Here is a 14,950-nt window from a genome sequence, read left to right on the forward strand (position 1 = left end):
CGGCCGTGTGGCCGGTCAGGCGAGCCGGGAGTCCGCGTAGGCCTCGATGGCGTCCCGCTGGTACGCGGCCAGGCCCGGGGCGATCGCCTCGTAGGCGGCCCGCCACTGCTCGTTGTCCACGCAGAAGCGCCCGATCGCACGGAACTCGTCGGCGGACACGGGGTGCAGTTCGGTGAGCGCGCGGTGCTGACCCTCGATCTCGGCCAACATGGGCCCGGCGTCGGCCGGGGCGCCCGCGGCCATGTGCTCGGCCAGCCGGATCATCAGCGCCGTGCGCTCGCGCTGCCCCGCCTCGATCTCGGCCGGGGTCAGGGCGGCCGCCCGTCGGGCGGCCTTCTCGGCGAGCTCGGGAAAGTCGCGCAGATTCTCCTCGTACCGAGAGGGCTGGATGCCCTCGAACAGGTTCTCCGGTCGGTTGATGGCGGTCATGGGCCTGCCGTCCCTTCTGGACTGTTTCAGCTCGGCGATCGTGCGGGAGACGGTCGCGGCCAGGGCGTTGAGCCGGTCCCTCTCCGCGAGCAGCCGTCGGTGGTGTCCGCGCAGGGCCTCCACCGTGTCGACCTGGTCGGCGAGGACCCTGCCGATCTCCGGCAGTCCGACGTCCAGGGCCCGCAACACGAGGATCTGCTGCAACAGCAGGAGCTGGTGCTCCTCGTAGTAGCGGTGGCCGTTGGAGCCGATCCGGGCCGGCGGCAGCAGACCGATCTCGTCGTAGTGCCGCAGGGTCCGGGCGGTCACCCCCGACATCCGGGCGACCTCCGCGATCGGCCAGTCCATCGTCACTCCCTCACGAGCGCCTTGCCGGGCCGGCTCTTCCGGCCCTGGTTGACCGTAGAAGCTGCCGCAGCGGCAACTTCAAGCCTGAGTCCGCGCCCGAAGGAAGACCGGCCACCGGGCTGTGGTGGCCGGTTTCAGCATCGGCCCTCCTCGACGGTGACGGAGAGGCCGACCGTGATGTTCTCCAGCGCCGGCTCGGGCTCCGGCGGTGACACACCGAGACAGAACGTGGCGTCGACGTCCTGTGCCGTGACCTCGAACAGGTCGACGGACGGGTCCGCGTCCTCGTCGTAGGGATCGTTCGCGTCCTCGACGTGCACCACTCCGCCGGTCGAGGGGCCTTCGCCGCTCTCCTCCAGCGCGTCGCGGATCAGACGGTCGTAACCGCCGGTCCAGGTGCTGAAGGTGTGCCGCTCCGACTCCAGGTCCCGGACGGCCGTGTGCACGGCGTCGCGCAACTCGCCCTCGCTCCACGAAGAACTCGCGTGGAGGTAGTACATGCCGCCGGCGGCGAACAGCAGGGATCCGATGATGAGGGCGACACCGATCGGATGGTTCGGGTTGTAGACGTAGCGACTCGTCCCCCAGTCAGAGCGGACGAATATCGGCTCGTCGTCATGATCCTTGCTCATGTGCGGGAGCCTAGAGCCTCCCGTTCGGATCGTTCCGGGCCCGTCGCCGCCGGGCCGGGTCCCCGGGGCCGGCCATGGCGTCCTCGTCATGCTCCCGACACCGCCCGCGGCGCAACGATCGGACGCCGGTGTGCGTCTCATCGGGTGTGATGGATCTTCCCGAGACCACGTATCCCGTCGACACGCAGGACGAGCACGAGGACGAGGGCGTGCGGTCCGGCCCGCTGCGGCGCCACGCGCTGTGGGCGGCGCTCGTCACCGCCGCCGGACTGACGCTGGGGTGGCTGGGCGCGCTGTTCCGGATCGGCCCGGAGGAGTACGGCCTGCCGCCCGCCGCTCCGGGAGCGCTCTGGCCCTACCTGCTCGCCTGGGCCGCGATCGGCCTGGTGCTGGGCGCCGTCCTGCGGTTCGTGGCGGCCAGGGTGCCGGTCTACTCCCCGGCGGAGGTCCTCCTCGGCACCGTCATGATCGGCACCCGGCTGTCCCTGGGCTGGCGGCCGGAGCCGCTCGAAGTCGCGGGCCTGGCCGCGGCCGCCCTGCTCCTGGTGGCCCTCTGGTGCGCCGTCGCCCTGCGTGGGGCGGCCGTCGTGCGCCGGTCCCCGAGCGCTTCCGGGGACAGCCGCTAGCGTCCCCGCGCGCCGGACCGCCAGCTCTCCCGCGTCGGGGGCCGGGAAGCACCGTGTACGACACGCCGCGCACTCCGGCGCCGGTGAACAGGAGACACGCCCGGCGTGCGGGGCACACTGGAGCAGTCCCCGGATCCCCGTACGAAGGAGCGTGCCGTGGCACTCACCCGTGAAGAGCGCGAACAGTTCCTCGCCGAACCCCATATCGCCGCGCTGGCCGTCGCCTCGCGGGGCAGCGACCGGGCCCCGCTCAGCGTTCCCATCTGGTATCAGTACGCGCCGGGCGGCGACGTGCGCATCCTCACCGGCCGCACCTCGCGCAAGGCCGAACTGATCGACGCGGCAGGCCGGTTCACGCTGCTGGTCGACCGGGTGGAGCCGACCATCCGCTACGTCTCCGTCGAGGGACCCGTCGTCGACACCCGGCCCGCCACGCGCGCGGACCTGGAGGAGGTGTCGGCGCGCTACCTTCCGGCCGAGAAGGTCGCCGGCTACGTGGACTTCGCCTGGGAGAACCACGGTGAGCAGGTGGTGATCACCCTGCGCCCCGAACGCTGGGTCAGCTCGGACCTCGGCCAGGTCTGAGCCGCGGCTGTGCGGCGCGGGCGGCGGAGCCCTGCCCCTGCGGGCCGGCCGCCGGGCGTTCTCCAGGTGTGGCGACGCCGGCACGGGGGAGGCGCGCCTCATGCACTCCTGGACTCTTGACGACATGCCCGACCTCTCCGGCTCCACCGCCGTGGTCACCGGCGCCAACAGCGGCATCGGCGCGGTGACCGCCCTCGTCCTGGCCCGCTCCGGCGCGCGGACCGTTCTCGCGTGCCGCGATCCGGAGCGCGGCCGGCGCGCCGTGGACGCCGTCCACCGAGCCGCCCCCGGCTCGGACGCCCGGCTCGTCCGCCTCGATCTGGCCGATCTGAGCAGTGTGGCCGAGGCCGCGGAGGTCATCGCGAAGGAGGTCGACGGGCGCCTCGACCTCCTGGTGAACAACGCCGGGGTGATGGCCCTGCCGCCACTCCGTACGGCGGACGGTTTCGAGATGCAGTTCGGCACCAACCACCTGGGCCACTTCGCGCTGACCAACCGGCTGCTGCCCGTCCTCGGGGTCCGGGGTCCGGCGCGCGTGGTGACGCTCTCCTCGATCGGCCACCGGATCGGCCGTATCGACCTCGGGGACCTCAACGCCGAGCGGGCGTACAGCAAGTGGCGGGCCTACGGCCAGTCCAAGCTCGCCAACCTGCTGTTCACGGACGAGCTGGACCGGCGGGCCCGCGCCGCAGGCCGGGACATGGTGGCGCTGGCGGCCCATCCCGGCCTCTCCGCTACGGAGTTGGGGCAGGCCGGGCCGCGTCTGTCCGGCCGGAACTGGGCCGCGAAGCTGGAGCGCGCCTCGCGTCTGTACACCCAGCCGGCATCGGCGGGGGCTCTGCCCGTGCTGTACGCGGCGACGCTGCCCGGTGCCCCGGGCGGCTCCTACTACGGCCCCGCCCGCCTGGGCGAGACCCGGGGAGCCCCGGCGCCCGCCCGGAAGTCGCGGCGCGCCCAGGACCCGGTCATGGCACGGGCGTTGTGGGACGAGTCGGCCCGGCTGACCGGACTGGACGTCGACGCCGTGTGACGCCTGCCGGGGCCGCCGAGAACAGGTCGTGCGGCCCCGGGGAGCGCTGCCCGCGCAGGTCGGGCACTACGAGGACACGTTCCGGAAGGCCGGAGGGCGGTGGCTCCTCGCCGCGCGGAGCACCTTCCGCACCGCTCACACGCCCGGTGCCCGGCAGGAGGCCTGCCGGGCACCGGGGGAAGTACGTGCCGAGGAGCGTGCCGGGGTCAGACCGCCGGGGCCGGGTACGTCGGGTACTCCACGCCGGAGACGTGCTGCACGACCCGGATGACCTGGCACGAGTAGCCGAACTCGTTGTCGTACCAGAGGTAGAGGATCGCGTTGTCGCCGTCGACCTTGGTGGCGCCCGCGTCGACGATCGAGGCGTGGCGCGATCCGATGAAGTCGCTGGAGACCGCGTCGGGCGCGCTGATGAAGTCGATCTGGCGCTTGAGCGGCGAGGCCAGCGACACGTTGCGGAGGTAGTCGAGGACCTCTTCACGCGTGGTCTCGCGCTCCAGCCGCAGGCTGAGGATCGCGATCGAGACGTCCGGCACCGGGACGCGGATCGAGCTGCCGGTGATCGGCGCCTTCAGCTCGGGCAGTGCCTTCGCCACGGCCGAGGCGGCACCGGTCTCGGTGATGACCATGTTGAGCGCCGCCGAACGGCCACGGCGGTCCGAGCTGTGGTAGTTGTCCAGCAGGTTCTGGTCGTTGGTGTACGAGTGGACGGTCTCCACGTGCCCGCGCAGAACGCCGTACTCGTCCGCCATCGCCTTCAGCGGCGGGACGATCGCGTTGGTCGTGCAGGACGCGCAGGACAGGATCCGCTCGTCCGGCTTGACCGTGTCGTGGTTGACGCCGTGCACGATGTTCGGGACGTCGCCCTTGCCGGGCGCCGTCAGCACGACCTTGGCGATGCCCGCCCGGAGGTGCTTGGAGAGGCCCTCGCGGTCGCGCCACCGACCGGTGTTGTCGATCAGGATGGCGTCCTTGATGCCGTACGCCGTGTAGTCGACCGTCGTCGGGTCGTCGGAGTAGATCACCTGGATCTCGTTGCCGTTGGCGATGATCTTGCTGTTCGCCTCGTCGACGGTGATCGTGCCCTGGAACTGGCCGTGGATCGAGTCGCGCCGCAGCAGCGAGGCGCGCTTGACGATGTCCTGGCCGGAGCCCTTGCGGACGACGATGGCCCGCAGGCGCAGGCCGTTGCCCGAGCCGGCCTTCTCGATGAGCAGGCGGGCGATGAGCCGGCCGATGCGGCCGAAGCCGTAGAGCACCACGTCACGCGACGCGCGGCGCTCGATCTTGTTGTCGCCCGTCGCCCCGGCGACGGCCTCAGCGGTGAACTCCTCGACCGAGAGTCCGCGCCCGTCGGCCCGGTACGTCGCGGCCAGCATGCCTATGTCGATCTGGGAGGGGCCGAGGTCGAGCGTCGTCAGCGCCTTCAGGAAGGGCATCGTCTCGGTGACCGAGAGCTCCTCGCCCGCGATCTGCCGGGCGAAGCGGTGCGTCTTGAGGATGCTGACCACCGACTTGTTCACCAGGGAGCGGCTGTGCAGCAGGACATTGACGTCCTGCTCGCGGTGCAGCTTCCCGATGATCGGGATCATCGACTCCGCGATCTCCTCGCGGTGCATCCAGTTGGTGAACGAGTCGTCATTGACAGTCACAAGTTTATCTTTCGAGCTAGGCGGCGCTCATATGGTAACCGGCTGCGCCGTCGCCCCGTCGGGTGGTCCCCTGCCTGCGGGTGAACCCCGTACGGGCGCCCCGTGCGGGGCCCGGGCGGACCCGGCGCGGCCGGCATGTGGGCGGCGCGGCGGCGCCACGGGCCGAATCGGGGCCAAGGTGGCGCAATCGGGCGCGCGTGCGAGAGGTCATACCAGAGTGGGACGGATGGCGGGCAAGTTCGACAACTGCCCGTCGCGCATACGTCATTGACGACTACCGTGTGTGCCCGGTGATCAACGGTGGGCTCATAACGTTCGGGCCTGCCCGACCGATGACCCGCGCCTGACCGACCACCGTAGGGGCCACCTCATGGACGCCGGCACGACCGCCGATCCCCGGTGCCCCCTGTACCGAGGACGCTGATGTCTCAACTTCGCGCACCCGACGCGCGACCGGACCGCCGCGAAGGCGGGCGGCACGGCCGCCCCGGCACGCGCGCCCACTCGGCCACGAGCAGGCCGCGCGCCACAGGGCCTGCCCCCGACGCCCGCATACGGCCCCAGCTGTTGCGGACCGCACTGCTCCCGGCCATCGCCGCCGTGCTCAGCGGCGCCGCGGCCGTCATCTTCACCGTCCGCGCCGGAGCCGTCGACGCCTCGCCCAGCCTCTGGGCGGCGCTCGGCGGATCCGGCGCGCTCGCCGTCGCCGCCGTCGCCGCCGCCTACCTCGGCGCCAACCGCGTCGCCGGCCAGGTGCTCGACCGGGCCCTCGCGCTCCGGCGCGCCAGCGCCCAGGGCCAGGCCGAGCTGCAACGGGTGATGGAACAGCTCCGCAACAGGGAAGCCGTCGCGGCCCGGCCACAGGCGCAGCCGCCCGCGCCCGGAGCCGACGCCTTCGACCTGCTCGGAGTGGAGATGGCGCGGGCCCAGGACGCCGCCGTCGCCGCCGTCGTCCAGGCGTCCCAGCTCTTCAGCAGCGCCGGCAACGAACAGAAGGTCGAGGTCTTCGTCAACCTCGCGCGACGGCTGCAATCCCTCGTCCACCGCGAGATCCAGATCCTCGACGAGCTGGAGCACGAGGTCGAGGACCCCGATCTCCTCAAGGGCCTCTTCCACGTCGACCACCTCGCCACCCGGATCCGCCGCCACGCGGAGAACCTCGCCGTGCTCGGCGGGGCCGTCTCCCGGCGGCAGTGGAGCAACCCGGTCACCATGACCGAGGTGCTCCGCTCGGCCATCGCGGAGGTCGAGCAGTACCCCCGGGTCAAGCTGGTCCCGCCGATGGAGGGCACCCTGCGCGGCCACGCCGTCGCCGACGTGATCCACCTGCTGGCCGAGCTGGTCGAGAACGCCACGGTGTTCTCCGCCCCGCACACCCAGGTCCTGCTGCGCGTCCAGCACGTCACCGCCGGCCTCGCCCTGGAGGTCGAGGACCGCGGTCTCGGGATGCCGGACCACGAGCAGAAGCGGATGAACGCCCTGCTCTCCGACCCCGACCAGGTCAACGTCGCCCACCTGCTCCAGGACGGCCGGATCGGCATGTTCGTCGTCTCGGCCCTGGCCCGCCGCCACGGCATCGCCGTCCGGCTGCAGAGCAACATCTACGGCGGTACGCAGGCGGTGCTGGTGCTCCCGCAGTCGCTGCTCGGGACCGATCCCGACGCCCCCCAGCCGCCCGACGCCGTGCCCGTACCGCCCCCCGGCGCCGTGCACCGGCCGCCCGTCGAGGCCCCGGCCCCCGCCGCCCCGCCGCAGGACGGTACGACCCGGTCCCCGGCTCCGGCCGCGATGTCCACGGGCGGGTCGCCGCAGGGGCCCGGCCATCAGCGGAACGGCGGCCCGCGGCCGCCGGCGGGCGGTCACCGGCAGAACGGCCGTCCGCAACCGCCCGCGGGGGAGGCCCCGCCCCTCCCGCTGCGCGCCGAGCGCATCGACCGCCCGACACCGCACGCCTCCCCGCCCGAGCGCGACGGCGGGCCCGCCCCGGAGGCCGCCCGCGAGCGCGACGACCTCCCCGTCCCGTCCAGCTCCCGGCCCGAACTGCCCAAGCGGACGAATCAGGAATCCCTCGTCCCGCAGTTGCGCGAGGCGCCCGCTCCACGCGTCGAGGACGAGCACGCCATGCACGACCCGGGCCTCATGGCGGCCTTCCGCCGCGGCGTCGATCTCGCCGAGGCCCAGACCGCCCAGGAGGAGGGCGCCGACGACGGATACGGAAGCCCGGCTGCCACGGGGACCGGGGGCCGGACCGCGCTCGACGCCCCGCTGGAGTCCCTCTCGCCCCTTCCCGTACGGGGAGCCGGCACCTCGCCCGGCCGCCCCGGTCCGGCAGAGGCGTCGCGGCCGGACCACGCCCTGCCCGTGACCGGTCTGCCCGTACCGGACAGCTACCCGCCCGACGCCTACCCGCACGACACCTCCGCCTACCAGCACGGCGTCCACACCGGCAGCGCCCACGACCGGGAACCGGGCGAGCCCGGAGCGTTCGCGGCCGATCCCTTCCTGCCGGGCCGGATTCTCCCGGAACCCCGGAAAGACACCACCTTCAAGGAGCAGACACCATGACGACCGAAATGCCGTCCGGTCAGGTCTCGGACCTGGACTGGCTGCTGAGCGGACTGGTCCAGCGCGTGCCCTACACACGCAGCGCGGTCCTGCTCTCCGCCGACGGGCTGGTGAAATCCGTGCACGGCATGGACCCCGACAGCGCCGACCACATGGCGGCCCTGGCCGCCGGCCTCTACTCGCTGGGGCGCAGCGCCGGGGCCCGCTTCGGGGACAACGGGGACGTACGGCAGGTGGTCGTCGAGCTGGACTCCACGCTCCTGTTCGTCTCCACGGCCGGATCCGGCACCTGCCTCGCCGTCCTCTCGGGGCGCGAGGCGGACGCCGCGGTGCTCGGCTACGAGATGGCGATGCTGGTCAAGAGCGTCCGCCCCTATCTGACGACCCCGCTGAGGCAGCCGGCCGGGGCGCCGTTCACCCCGGGGCACTGAGGATGCCGGTCCCGCAGGACGGGCCCCTGCTCGACGACGCGGCCGGCCGGCTGATCCGCCCGTACACGATCAGCAACGGCCGTACCCGGCCGTCCACAGAGTTCGACCTGCTGTCCCTGATCATGGCCACGGGCATCGAGCCGGACAGCCCGCTCGGCCCGGAGCACACCGTGGCCCTCGGCATGTGCGAAGGGCCGATGTCCGTCGCCGAGATCGCCGCGCACCTCCGGCTGCCCGCGGTCGTCGCCAAGGTCATCCTCGCCGACCTGGTCGCCTGCGGCGCTGTCACCGCGCACGCTCCCGCTTTCCACGACATGCCCACCGACCGATCCCTGCTGGAGGCAGTGCTCGATGGTTTACGACGACAGCTCTGACCGCACCCGAACCGCCGAGTTCTTCCCCATGGCACTCAAGGTCCTGGTCGCCGGTGGATTCGGCGTCGGCAAGACGACGTTCGTGGGCGCGGTCAGCGAGATCGCCCCGCTGAGCACCGAGGAACTGCTGACCCAGGTCAGTGTGGGGACGGACAACCTGGAGGGCGTCGAGTCCAAGACGGCCACCACCGTCGCCATGGACTTCGGCCGCATCACCCTCTCCGAGCAGCACGTGCTCTACCTGTTCGGCACACCGGGCCAGGAACGCTTCTGGTTCATGTGGGACGAGCTCTCCCAGGGGGCGCTCGGGGCCGTGGTGCTGGCCGACACCCGGCGCCTCGCCGAGTGCTTCGCCGCCGTGGACTTCTTCGAACGGCGCGGCATCGGATTCATCGTCGCCGTCAACGAGTTCGACGGCGCCTACCGCTACGAGCCGGACGAGGTCCGTGCCGCGCTCGACCTCGGGCCCGAGGTGCCCGTCGTCCTGTGCGACGCCCGGATCGCCAGCTCCGGCACGGGCGCCCTCGTCACGCTCGTCCAACACCTCATCAACGCCACCACGGCGCCCGCCCCACTCCAGACCTTCGGAGCCCACCCGTGACATCCTTCGCCACCGGCCGGATGCTCCTGACGCCCACCGACCGGCACGGCCCGGCCCGCGCGCGGCGGCTGCGCAAGCTGGATCTCGGCGAACGCCCCGACGCCTCCTACGACAACTTCGACGCCTTCGCCGACAAGGTGGCCGAAGTCACCGCCACGCCCTTCTCGATGGTCAACTTCATCGACGAGAACCGGCAGTTCTTCGCGGGACTGCACACTCCCGCCGGCAACCGCGGCGGCCACGACCTCGGTTCGGCCGCGGCGGGCAGCAACCGCAGCAGCCGGTACATGGCCCGCGACCACGGCTACTGCCCGCACGTCCTCGTCCGGCGCAAGGCCCTCGTCCTGGACGACGTCTGCGACTACCCGCGCTTCGCCGGGAACCCGGTGGTGGACGACATAGGCATCCGCTCCTACCTCGGGGCGCCGCTGATCGACCGCACCGGCATCGCGCTGGGCACCGTCTGTGCCGTCGACACCGTGGCGCGCCCCTGGGGCCGGGCCGGGCTCGACACCATCAAGTCGCTCGCCCATGAACTCGTCCGCCAGATCGACGACCGGGAGGGCCACCACCCCCTCTGACGCCACCTCCGCCACCGGCGGTGCCGTGCTCAACTCCCGGGCGGCGCAGCGGTGCTGCCCCGCAGGACCACGTTCCCCTCGATCCGCAGCACCCGGGAGCGCCCCGCCCCCGACGGCGTCCGCAGGGCGAGGGCGATCACCTGCTCGCCCATCTCCGTGAGCGGCAGCGCCACCGTGGTCAGCGGCGGTGACACCTCACGTACGACGGGGATGTCGTCGAACCCCGCGAGCGACATGTCCTCGGGGACGCGTACGCCGGCCTCCCGCAGCGCGGCGAGCGCGCCGACGGCCATCACGTCGGTCACCGCGAAGACACAGGTCGGTCGCCGACCCCCGGAGGCCAGCAGCTGCCGTGCCGCCATGTGTCCGCCCTCCCGCGTGAACGCGCCCCGCACGACCCGCTCCAGCGCGATGCCCGCCGTGGCGAGACCCTCGCGGAATCCCGCCAACCGGTCGGCCACCGTGGTCAGTTCGGGAGGTCCGCTCAGCACCGCGAAGTCCCGGTGCCCCAGCGCCACCAGCGAGGCCGCGAGCGCCGCCGCCCCGGCCCGGTTCTCCGGCTGCACGGTGTCCACCCGCATGCTCCGGTGCCGGCTGACCACCGCGACCCGCCCGCCCGCCCGGACGTACGGCTCCAGCTCCGCGTCCATCGCGCGTTCCCAGGCCCGGTCCTGGAAACCGGAGCCGATCAGCAGGATGGCCCGGGCCCGCTGGGCGCGCAGCATCGAGACGTACGCGATCTCCCGGGCGGGTTCGCGGAAGGTGGAGGCCAGCATCACCAGCAGGTCCTGCTCGGCGGCGGCGCGCATCACCCCACTGGCGATGCCGGCGAAGTAGGGGTCGCCGACGTCGTGGCAGATCAGCCCGACCGTACGGTTGCCCTCGGGGCTGGCGAGGGCCTGGGCGTGGGCGTTGGGGATGTAGCCGAGGAGATCGGCCGCCGCGCGGACCCGCTCGCGCAGATCGTCGCGGACCCGGGTGGTGCCGTTCAGCGCCCGGGACGCGGTGGCGAGCGAGACGCCCGCCTCGCGCGCCACCGCGTCGAGCGTCACATGGGCGGCGGTGGCCCGTCGGCGCGTATCGGGGTGGACCGGTGTTTCCCGTTCACTCAACTCGACCCCCAGGGGTGCGGTGGTGGCAGGGTCCCGAAACTTCGGGACGACCTCTTGACCGTGCGAGGGAGCAGTCATTAGCGTGGCGGCACCTTACCAGAAAGCGCTTTCTGAAAGCGCCTTCACGGTAAGGGCCCGCAGCATCGCAGCCTTGCAGAGGTCTGCACAACTACCCCCGAAGTCCAGGGAGTTCACCGTGAGCCAGAGCGCGTTGGCCAAGCGCCCCGCCGATGTGGCGGGGGTCGCCCGCAGGGACGGTCCCACGACCGGGGAGCGGCTCGCCCGCGCGGCGGAGCAGAGCTGGCGGCCCCTCGCCCTGCTGCTGGCCGCCCTGGTGGCCTGGTGGGTGATCGCGGCCGCCGAGCTGATCGAGCCCTATCTCGTGCCGTCGCCCGGCGCCACGCTCGACGTCCTGACCACGAAGACCGGCTACCTCTGGCAGCACACCTGGGTGACGACGTACGAGACGCTCCTCGGCTTCGTCATCGCGGTCGCCGTCGGTGTGCTCGCCGCGGTGGTGATGGTCTACTCCTCGACGGTGGAGCGCACGCTCTACCCGATCCTGCTCTTCGCCCAGGTCGTCCCGAAGATCGCCATCGCCCCGCTGTTCGTGGTGTGGCTCGGGTTCGGCATCGCCCCCAAGATCCTCATCGCCGTGCTCATCGCCTTCTTCCCGGTGGTGATCTCGATGGTCACCGGGCTCAAGGCGGTCGACCCCGAGATGCTCCAACTGTCCGCCACCATGGGCGCGAAGCCCTGGCAGACCTTCATGAAGATCCGGTTCCCGGCCTCCCTGCCGCACCTGTTCTCCGGGCTCAAGGTGGCCGTCACCCTCGCGGTGACCGGTGCGGTCGTCGGCGAGTTCGTCGGGGCGAACGAAGGACTCGGCTACGTCATCCTCCAGGCCAACGGCAACCTCGACACCCCGATGCTCTTCGCGGGGCTGCTGGTGATGTCGCTGATCGGCGTCGTGCTGTTCGTCATCGTCGAGATCGCCGAGAAGCTGCTCCTGCCGTGGCACGCCAGCCGGCGCGAGTCCTCGGCCACCACCACGTACTGAATCCCCCGTCGCGAGAAGGGCCATCCCATGCATGCGCGCAGACTCCTGATCGGTGTCGTACCCCTCGCCCTGGTGGCCGCCACCGCCTGCGGCGGCGAGGAGGCGTCGACCAGCACCAGTGACTCCGGCAAGAAGCTGGACAAGGTCACCCTGACGCTCAACTGGTACCCGTACGGCGAACACGCGCCGTTCTACTACGGCAAGCAGCAGAAGATCTTCGAGAAGCACGGCATCGACCTGGACATCCGGGCGGGCCAGGGCTCCCAGAAGACGGTCCAGGCGACGGCCGCGGGGCAGACCGACTTCGGCTGGGCCGACACCCCGGCGCTGCTCGCGGGCGTCGACCAGGGTGTCCAGGTGAAGAGCCTCGGCGTCTTCCTCCAGACCACCCCGGCCTCCGTGCAGTCCTTCGACGCCAAGGGCATCGGCGGGCCGGCCGACCTGAAGGGGCGGACGATCGCCGGGACGGCCGGGGACGCGCTGTCCAAGACCTTCCCGATCTTCCTGAAGAAGAACGGCATGGGCGAGTCGGACGTCACCGTCCAGAACACCGACCCGGCGGGCAAGATCGCCGCGGTGATCTCGGGGAAGACCGACGGGCTGCTCGGCTACGCGAGTGACCAGGGACCGATCATGCAGGACAAGGCCGAGAAGCCGGTGTCCTACATCCGGTTCTCCGAGCACGGACTGAACTTCTACTCCAACGGGCTGCTCGCCGGGCAGAAGCTCCTCGCCTCGAAGCCGGAGGTGGCGGAGCGCATGGTGAAGGCGGTCAGCGAGGCGTGGGCGGCCGCGGAGAAGGCGCCCGAGCCGGCGGTGGCGGCGATGGAGGGCGCCTCCGAGCAACTGCCGCCGAAGGCGGTGCTGTCCGAGCAGTTCGCGACGACGCTGACCCTGCTCCACACGGCGGCGACCGAGGGCAAGGCGCCGGGCGTCAACACCGAGGCGGACTGGCAGCAGACCATCGACGTGTTCGCCGAGGCCGGCATGGTCACGAAGCCGAAGGCCGTGGCGGAGTACTGGGACACCGAGAAGGCTCTGAAGGGATGACGATGCAGAAGCAGCAGACGACGCCCCGCGCCGGATCGGCCGCCGGGGCGGGTCCCGCGGCGGCGGTCCGGCTCGCGGACGTGTCGGTCCGCTTCCGCAGCAGGAAGCGCGACGTCACCGCGATCGGCGATGTGTCGCTGGACGTCGCGCCGGGCGAGTTCGTCGCCATCGTCGGACCGTCGGGATGCGGCAAGTCCACCCTCCTCAAACTGGTGGCCGGCCTGCTCACCGCCTCCTCGGGCGAGGTCCTGCTCGGCGGCGAGCGCGTCACCGGGCCCCGCCACGACATCGGTTACGTCTTCCAGCGCGCGGCCCTGCTGGAGTGGCGCTCGGCGCTGCGCAACATCCTGCTCCAGGCGGAGATCCGCCACATGGAGCCGACGGTGGCGCGCGCCCGGGCCGACGAGCTGATCCGGATGACCGGCCTGACCGGCTTCGAGGACGCCTGTCCGCACGAGCTCTCCGGCGGTATGCAGCAACGCGTCGCGCTCTGCCGGGCGTTGCTGCACGAACCGCCGGTGCTGCTGATGGACGAGCCGTTCGGCGCGCTCGACGCCCTCACCCGCGAGCAGATGAACACCGAGCTGAACCGGATCTGGCGGACCACCGGCACCACGGTCCTGCTGGTCACCCACTCCATCTCGGAGGCCGTCTACCTGGCCGACCGGGTCGTGGTGATGAGCCCGCGCCCCGGCACCGTCACGGAGGTCATCGACGTGGGCCTGCCCGCCGAGCGCGACTACAGCGAGACGCTGGGCCGCCCGGAGTTCCGCGCCGCGGCGGCGCACATCCGGGATCTGCTGGGCGCGGTGTCCGCACAGGACTGAGGAGCGCCCGAAAGGCGGCGGGAAGCGGCAGAACGGACGTGCCGGGCAGGTCTCCTGCCCGGCACGTCCGTGTTGCGCGGTGCCGGGTCCCTCGCGGCCCGGCACAGAACGCGGTCCGGCCCCGGGCGCCGTACCGCGCACCCGGGGCCGGACCGCCGGCACCCTCGCTCAGTAGCGCAGCCGGGACAGATACCGGTGACTGGCCCGCGCCGAGGCGAAGGGGTCGGCCGGGGCGTCGTGCTCCACCAGCCACTGCTTCACCCCGCCCTGCCGCGCGGTGTCGAACATGGCCGGGAAGTCCAGGATCCCCGATCCGACGTCCGCGAAGTCCCCGTTCGGCGCCATGTCCTTCACATGGAGTGCGGGGAAGCGGCCACGGTGCCGGACGAACAGTTCGCCCGGGTCGGAGGAGCCGCCCTCGGCCGCCCAGTACAGGTCCAGCTCGAAACCGACCAGCTCAGGATCGGTCTCGTTCAGCAGGATGTCGTACAGGCTGACACCGTCCACCACCTCGTGGTCGCCTCCGTGGTTGTGGTAGAGCAGCTTCAGTCCGGACTCGCGGGCGGCCAGCCCCGCCCGGTTGAACTGCCGTGCCACCTCCCGGTATCCGTCCGGCGAGTGCAGCGAACCCGGCAGGCTCGGCACCACGATCCACTTGCCGCCCAGCGTATGGACGTCCTCCAGTGCCCGCGGCAGCCCGGAGCCGGTCACGATGTCGTAGCCGACGTGCTCCAGCACGGCCTTGAGCCGGGTGCGGTCCAGCATCTGCCGTATCGCGGCGGGGGAGTTGCCGTGCCGGCCGCTGACGCCGACCGTCGCATACCCGATCTCCGCGAGCCGCTCCAGCGTCCCGGCGAAGTCCGCCGCGAGTGGCGTCCGCATCGTGTACAGGTGCATCCCGATCCCCGACGGGGGGATGCGCCGGCAGCCCCGTCGGCCGGACGCCGCGGCCGGGGCCGCGCCGAGACCGACGGCGGCCACCGCCCCCAGCGCCGTACCGAGAAAGGCTCTACGGGCTCCGTTCACGTGCTCCGTACCCATGAGGTT

Annotated in this window: 16 protein-coding genes; 11 read left to right on the plus strand and 5 right to left on the minus strand. The window is 72.0% G+C overall.

Annotation, left to right across the window (positions count from 1 at the left end; genetic code table 11):
- Positions 1-15 precede the first annotated feature (15 nt).
- Both OG245_RS33715 and OG245_RS33720 read right to left on the minus strand, forming a co-directional pair.
- Positions 16-777 carry a MerR family transcriptional regulator gene (locus OG245_RS33715; protein WP_371627125.1) on the minus strand — a complete coding sequence of 254 codons (762 nt, stop codon included), beginning with the start codon at positions 775-777 and terminating at the stop codon, positions 16-18.
- Positions 778-911: 134 nt separating this feature from the next.
- A complete protein-coding gene (locus OG245_RS33720; protein ID WP_371627126.1) occupies positions 912-1,409 on the minus strand; it encodes a hypothetical protein in 498 nt (165 codons plus the stop codon).
- Positions 1,410-1,558: 149 nt separating this feature from the next.
- Here OG245_RS33720 and OG245_RS33725 point away from each other — a divergent pair, with 149 nt between their 5' ends.
- The 3 genes from OG245_RS33725 to OG245_RS33735 all read left to right on the plus strand — a co-directional run bounded on the left by OG245_RS33725 (position 1,559) and on the right by OG245_RS33735 (position 3,650).
- Positions 1,559-2,035, plus strand: a complete 477-nt coding sequence (locus OG245_RS33725) for a hypothetical protein (protein WP_371627127.1) — start codon at positions 1,559-1,561, stop codon at positions 2,033-2,035.
- Positions 2,036-2,191: 156 nt separating this feature from the next.
- Positions 2,192-2,620 carry a pyridoxamine 5'-phosphate oxidase family protein gene (locus OG245_RS33730; protein WP_371627128.1) on the plus strand — a complete coding sequence of 143 codons (429 nt, stop codon included), beginning with the start codon at positions 2,192-2,194 and terminating at the stop codon, positions 2,618-2,620.
- 100 nt (positions 2,621-2,720) lie between these two features.
- On the plus strand, positions 2,721-3,650 hold the full coding sequence (locus OG245_RS33735) for an oxidoreductase (protein WP_371627129.1): 930 nt from the start codon (positions 2,721-2,723) through the stop codon (positions 3,648-3,650).
- Positions 3,651-3,856: 206 nt separating this feature from the next.
- On the opposite strand, the gene OG245_RS33740 is transcribed toward OG245_RS33735, so the two are convergent.
- Positions 3,857-5,302 (minus strand): glyceraldehyde-3-phosphate dehydrogenase, encoded by a 1,446-nt coding sequence (locus OG245_RS33740; RefSeq protein ID WP_371627130.1) that lies wholly within the window; start codon positions 5,300-5,302, stop codon positions 3,857-3,859.
- A gap of 423 nt (positions 5,303-5,725) precedes the next feature.
- Here OG245_RS33740 and OG245_RS33745 point away from each other — a divergent pair, with 423 nt between their 5' ends.
- From OG245_RS33745 to OG245_RS33765, 5 genes are read left to right on the plus strand one after another with little or no spacing between them, the layout of a single operon-like run.
- Positions 5,726-7,867: an ATP-binding protein gene (locus tag OG245_RS33745; RefSeq protein ID WP_371627131.1), complete on the plus strand. Its 2,142-nt coding sequence runs from the start codon at positions 5,726-5,728 to the stop codon at positions 7,865-7,867.
- Complete coding sequence (locus OG245_RS33750; RefSeq protein ID WP_032791393.1) at positions 7,864-8,298, plus strand: roadblock/LC7 domain-containing protein; 435 nt, start codon at positions 7,864-7,866, stop codon at positions 8,296-8,298. The genes OG245_RS33745 and OG245_RS33750 overlap by 4 nt, the downstream gene beginning before the upstream one ends.
- Positions 8,299-8,300: 2 nt before the next feature.
- Positions 8,301-8,672 carry a DUF742 domain-containing protein gene (locus OG245_RS33755; protein WP_371627132.1) on the plus strand — a complete coding sequence of 124 codons (372 nt, stop codon included), beginning with the start codon at positions 8,301-8,303 and terminating at the stop codon, positions 8,670-8,672.
- Positions 8,650-9,273 carry an ATP/GTP-binding protein gene (locus OG245_RS33760; protein WP_371627133.1) on the plus strand — a complete coding sequence of 208 codons (624 nt, stop codon included), beginning with the start codon at positions 8,650-8,652 and terminating at the stop codon, positions 9,271-9,273. The genes OG245_RS33755 and OG245_RS33760 overlap by 23 nt, the downstream gene beginning before the upstream one ends.
- On the plus strand, positions 9,270-9,854 hold the full coding sequence (locus OG245_RS33765; RefSeq protein WP_371627134.1) for a GAF domain-containing protein: 585 nt from the start codon (positions 9,270-9,272) through the stop codon (positions 9,852-9,854). The genes OG245_RS33760 and OG245_RS33765 overlap by 4 nt, the downstream gene beginning before the upstream one ends.
- A gap of 29 nt (positions 9,855-9,883) precedes the next feature.
- Here the strand turns inward: OG245_RS33765 and OG245_RS33770 are convergent, their stop codons facing one another.
- The gene (locus OG245_RS33770) at positions 9,884-10,906 is read right to left on the minus strand and encodes a LacI family DNA-binding transcriptional regulator (RefSeq protein WP_371628061.1); all 1,023 of its coding nucleotides are present in this window, start codon (positions 10,904-10,906) and stop codon (positions 9,884-9,886) included.
- A gap of 256 nt (positions 10,907-11,162) precedes the next feature.
- On the opposite strand from OG245_RS33770, the gene OG245_RS33775 reads away from it, so the two are divergent.
- From OG245_RS33775 to OG245_RS33785, 3 genes are read left to right on the plus strand one after another with little or no spacing between them, the layout of a single operon-like run.
- Positions 11,163-12,026: an ABC transporter permease gene (locus OG245_RS33775; RefSeq protein ID WP_371627135.1), complete on the plus strand. Its 864-nt coding sequence runs from the start codon at positions 11,163-11,165 to the stop codon at positions 12,024-12,026.
- A gap of 27 nt (positions 12,027-12,053) precedes the next feature.
- The gene (locus tag OG245_RS33780; RefSeq protein ID WP_371627136.1) at positions 12,054-13,076 is read left to right on the plus strand and encodes an ABC transporter substrate-binding protein; all 1,023 of its coding nucleotides are present in this window, start codon (positions 12,054-12,056) and stop codon (positions 13,074-13,076) included.
- Positions 13,073-13,903, plus strand: coding sequence for an ABC transporter ATP-binding protein (locus tag OG245_RS33785; protein WP_371627137.1), 831 nt, complete (start codon positions 13,073-13,075; stop codon positions 13,901-13,903). The genes OG245_RS33780 and OG245_RS33785 overlap by 4 nt, the downstream gene beginning before the upstream one ends.
- Positions 13,904-14,071: 168 nt before the next feature.
- Here OG245_RS33785 and OG245_RS33790 read toward each other — a convergent pair whose 3' ends face one another.
- Complete coding sequence (locus OG245_RS33790; RefSeq protein WP_371627138.1) at positions 14,072-14,944, minus strand: sugar phosphate isomerase/epimerase family protein; 873 nt, start codon at positions 14,942-14,944, stop codon at positions 14,072-14,074.
- Between the last annotated feature and the right edge of the window lie 6 nt (positions 14,945-14,950).

The organism is Streptomyces sp. NBC_01116 (assembly GCF_041435495.1).
Classification (GTDB): domain Bacteria; phylum Actinomycetota; class Actinomycetes; order Streptomycetales; family Streptomycetaceae; genus Streptomyces.

Bases quoted from the DNA above. Each gene is read 5' to 3' on its own strand.
- OG245_RS33715 (WP_371627125.1), bottom strand. From the start codon at position 777: ATGGACTGGCCGATCGCGGAGGTCGCCCGGATGTCGGGGGTGACCGCC.
- OG245_RS33720 (WP_371627126.1), bottom strand. From the start codon at position 1,409: ATGAGCAAGGATCATGACGACGAGCCGATATTCGTCCGCTCTGACTGG.
- OG245_RS33725 (WP_371627127.1), top strand. From the start codon at position 1,559: ATGGATCTTCCCGAGACCACGTATCCCGTCGACACGCAGGACGAGCAC.
- OG245_RS33735 (WP_371627129.1), top strand. From the start codon at position 2,721: ATGCACTCCTGGACTCTTGACGACATGCCCGACCTCTCCGGCTCCACC.
- OG245_RS33745 (WP_371627131.1), top strand. From the start codon at position 5,726: ATGTCTCAACTTCGCGCACCCGACGCGCGACCGGACCGCCGCGAAGGC.
- OG245_RS33750 (WP_032791393.1), top strand. From the start codon at position 7,864: ATGACGACCGAAATGCCGTCCGGTCAGGTCTCGGACCTGGACTGGCTG.
- OG245_RS33755 (WP_371627132.1), top strand. From the start codon at position 8,301: ATGCCGGTCCCGCAGGACGGGCCCCTGCTCGACGACGCGGCCGGCCGG.
- OG245_RS33760 (WP_371627133.1), top strand. From the start codon at position 8,650: ATGGTTTACGACGACAGCTCTGACCGCACCCGAACCGCCGAGTTCTTC.
- OG245_RS33780 (WP_371627136.1), top strand. From the start codon at position 12,054: ATGCATGCGCGCAGACTCCTGATCGGTGTCGTACCCCTCGCCCTGGTG.
- OG245_RS33785 (WP_371627137.1), top strand. From the start codon at position 13,073: ATGACGATGCAGAAGCAGCAGACGACGCCCCGCGCCGGATCGGCCGCC.
- OG245_RS33790 (WP_371627138.1), bottom strand. From the start codon at position 14,944: ATGGGTACGGAGCACGTGAACGGAGCCCGTAGAGCCTTTCTCGGTACG.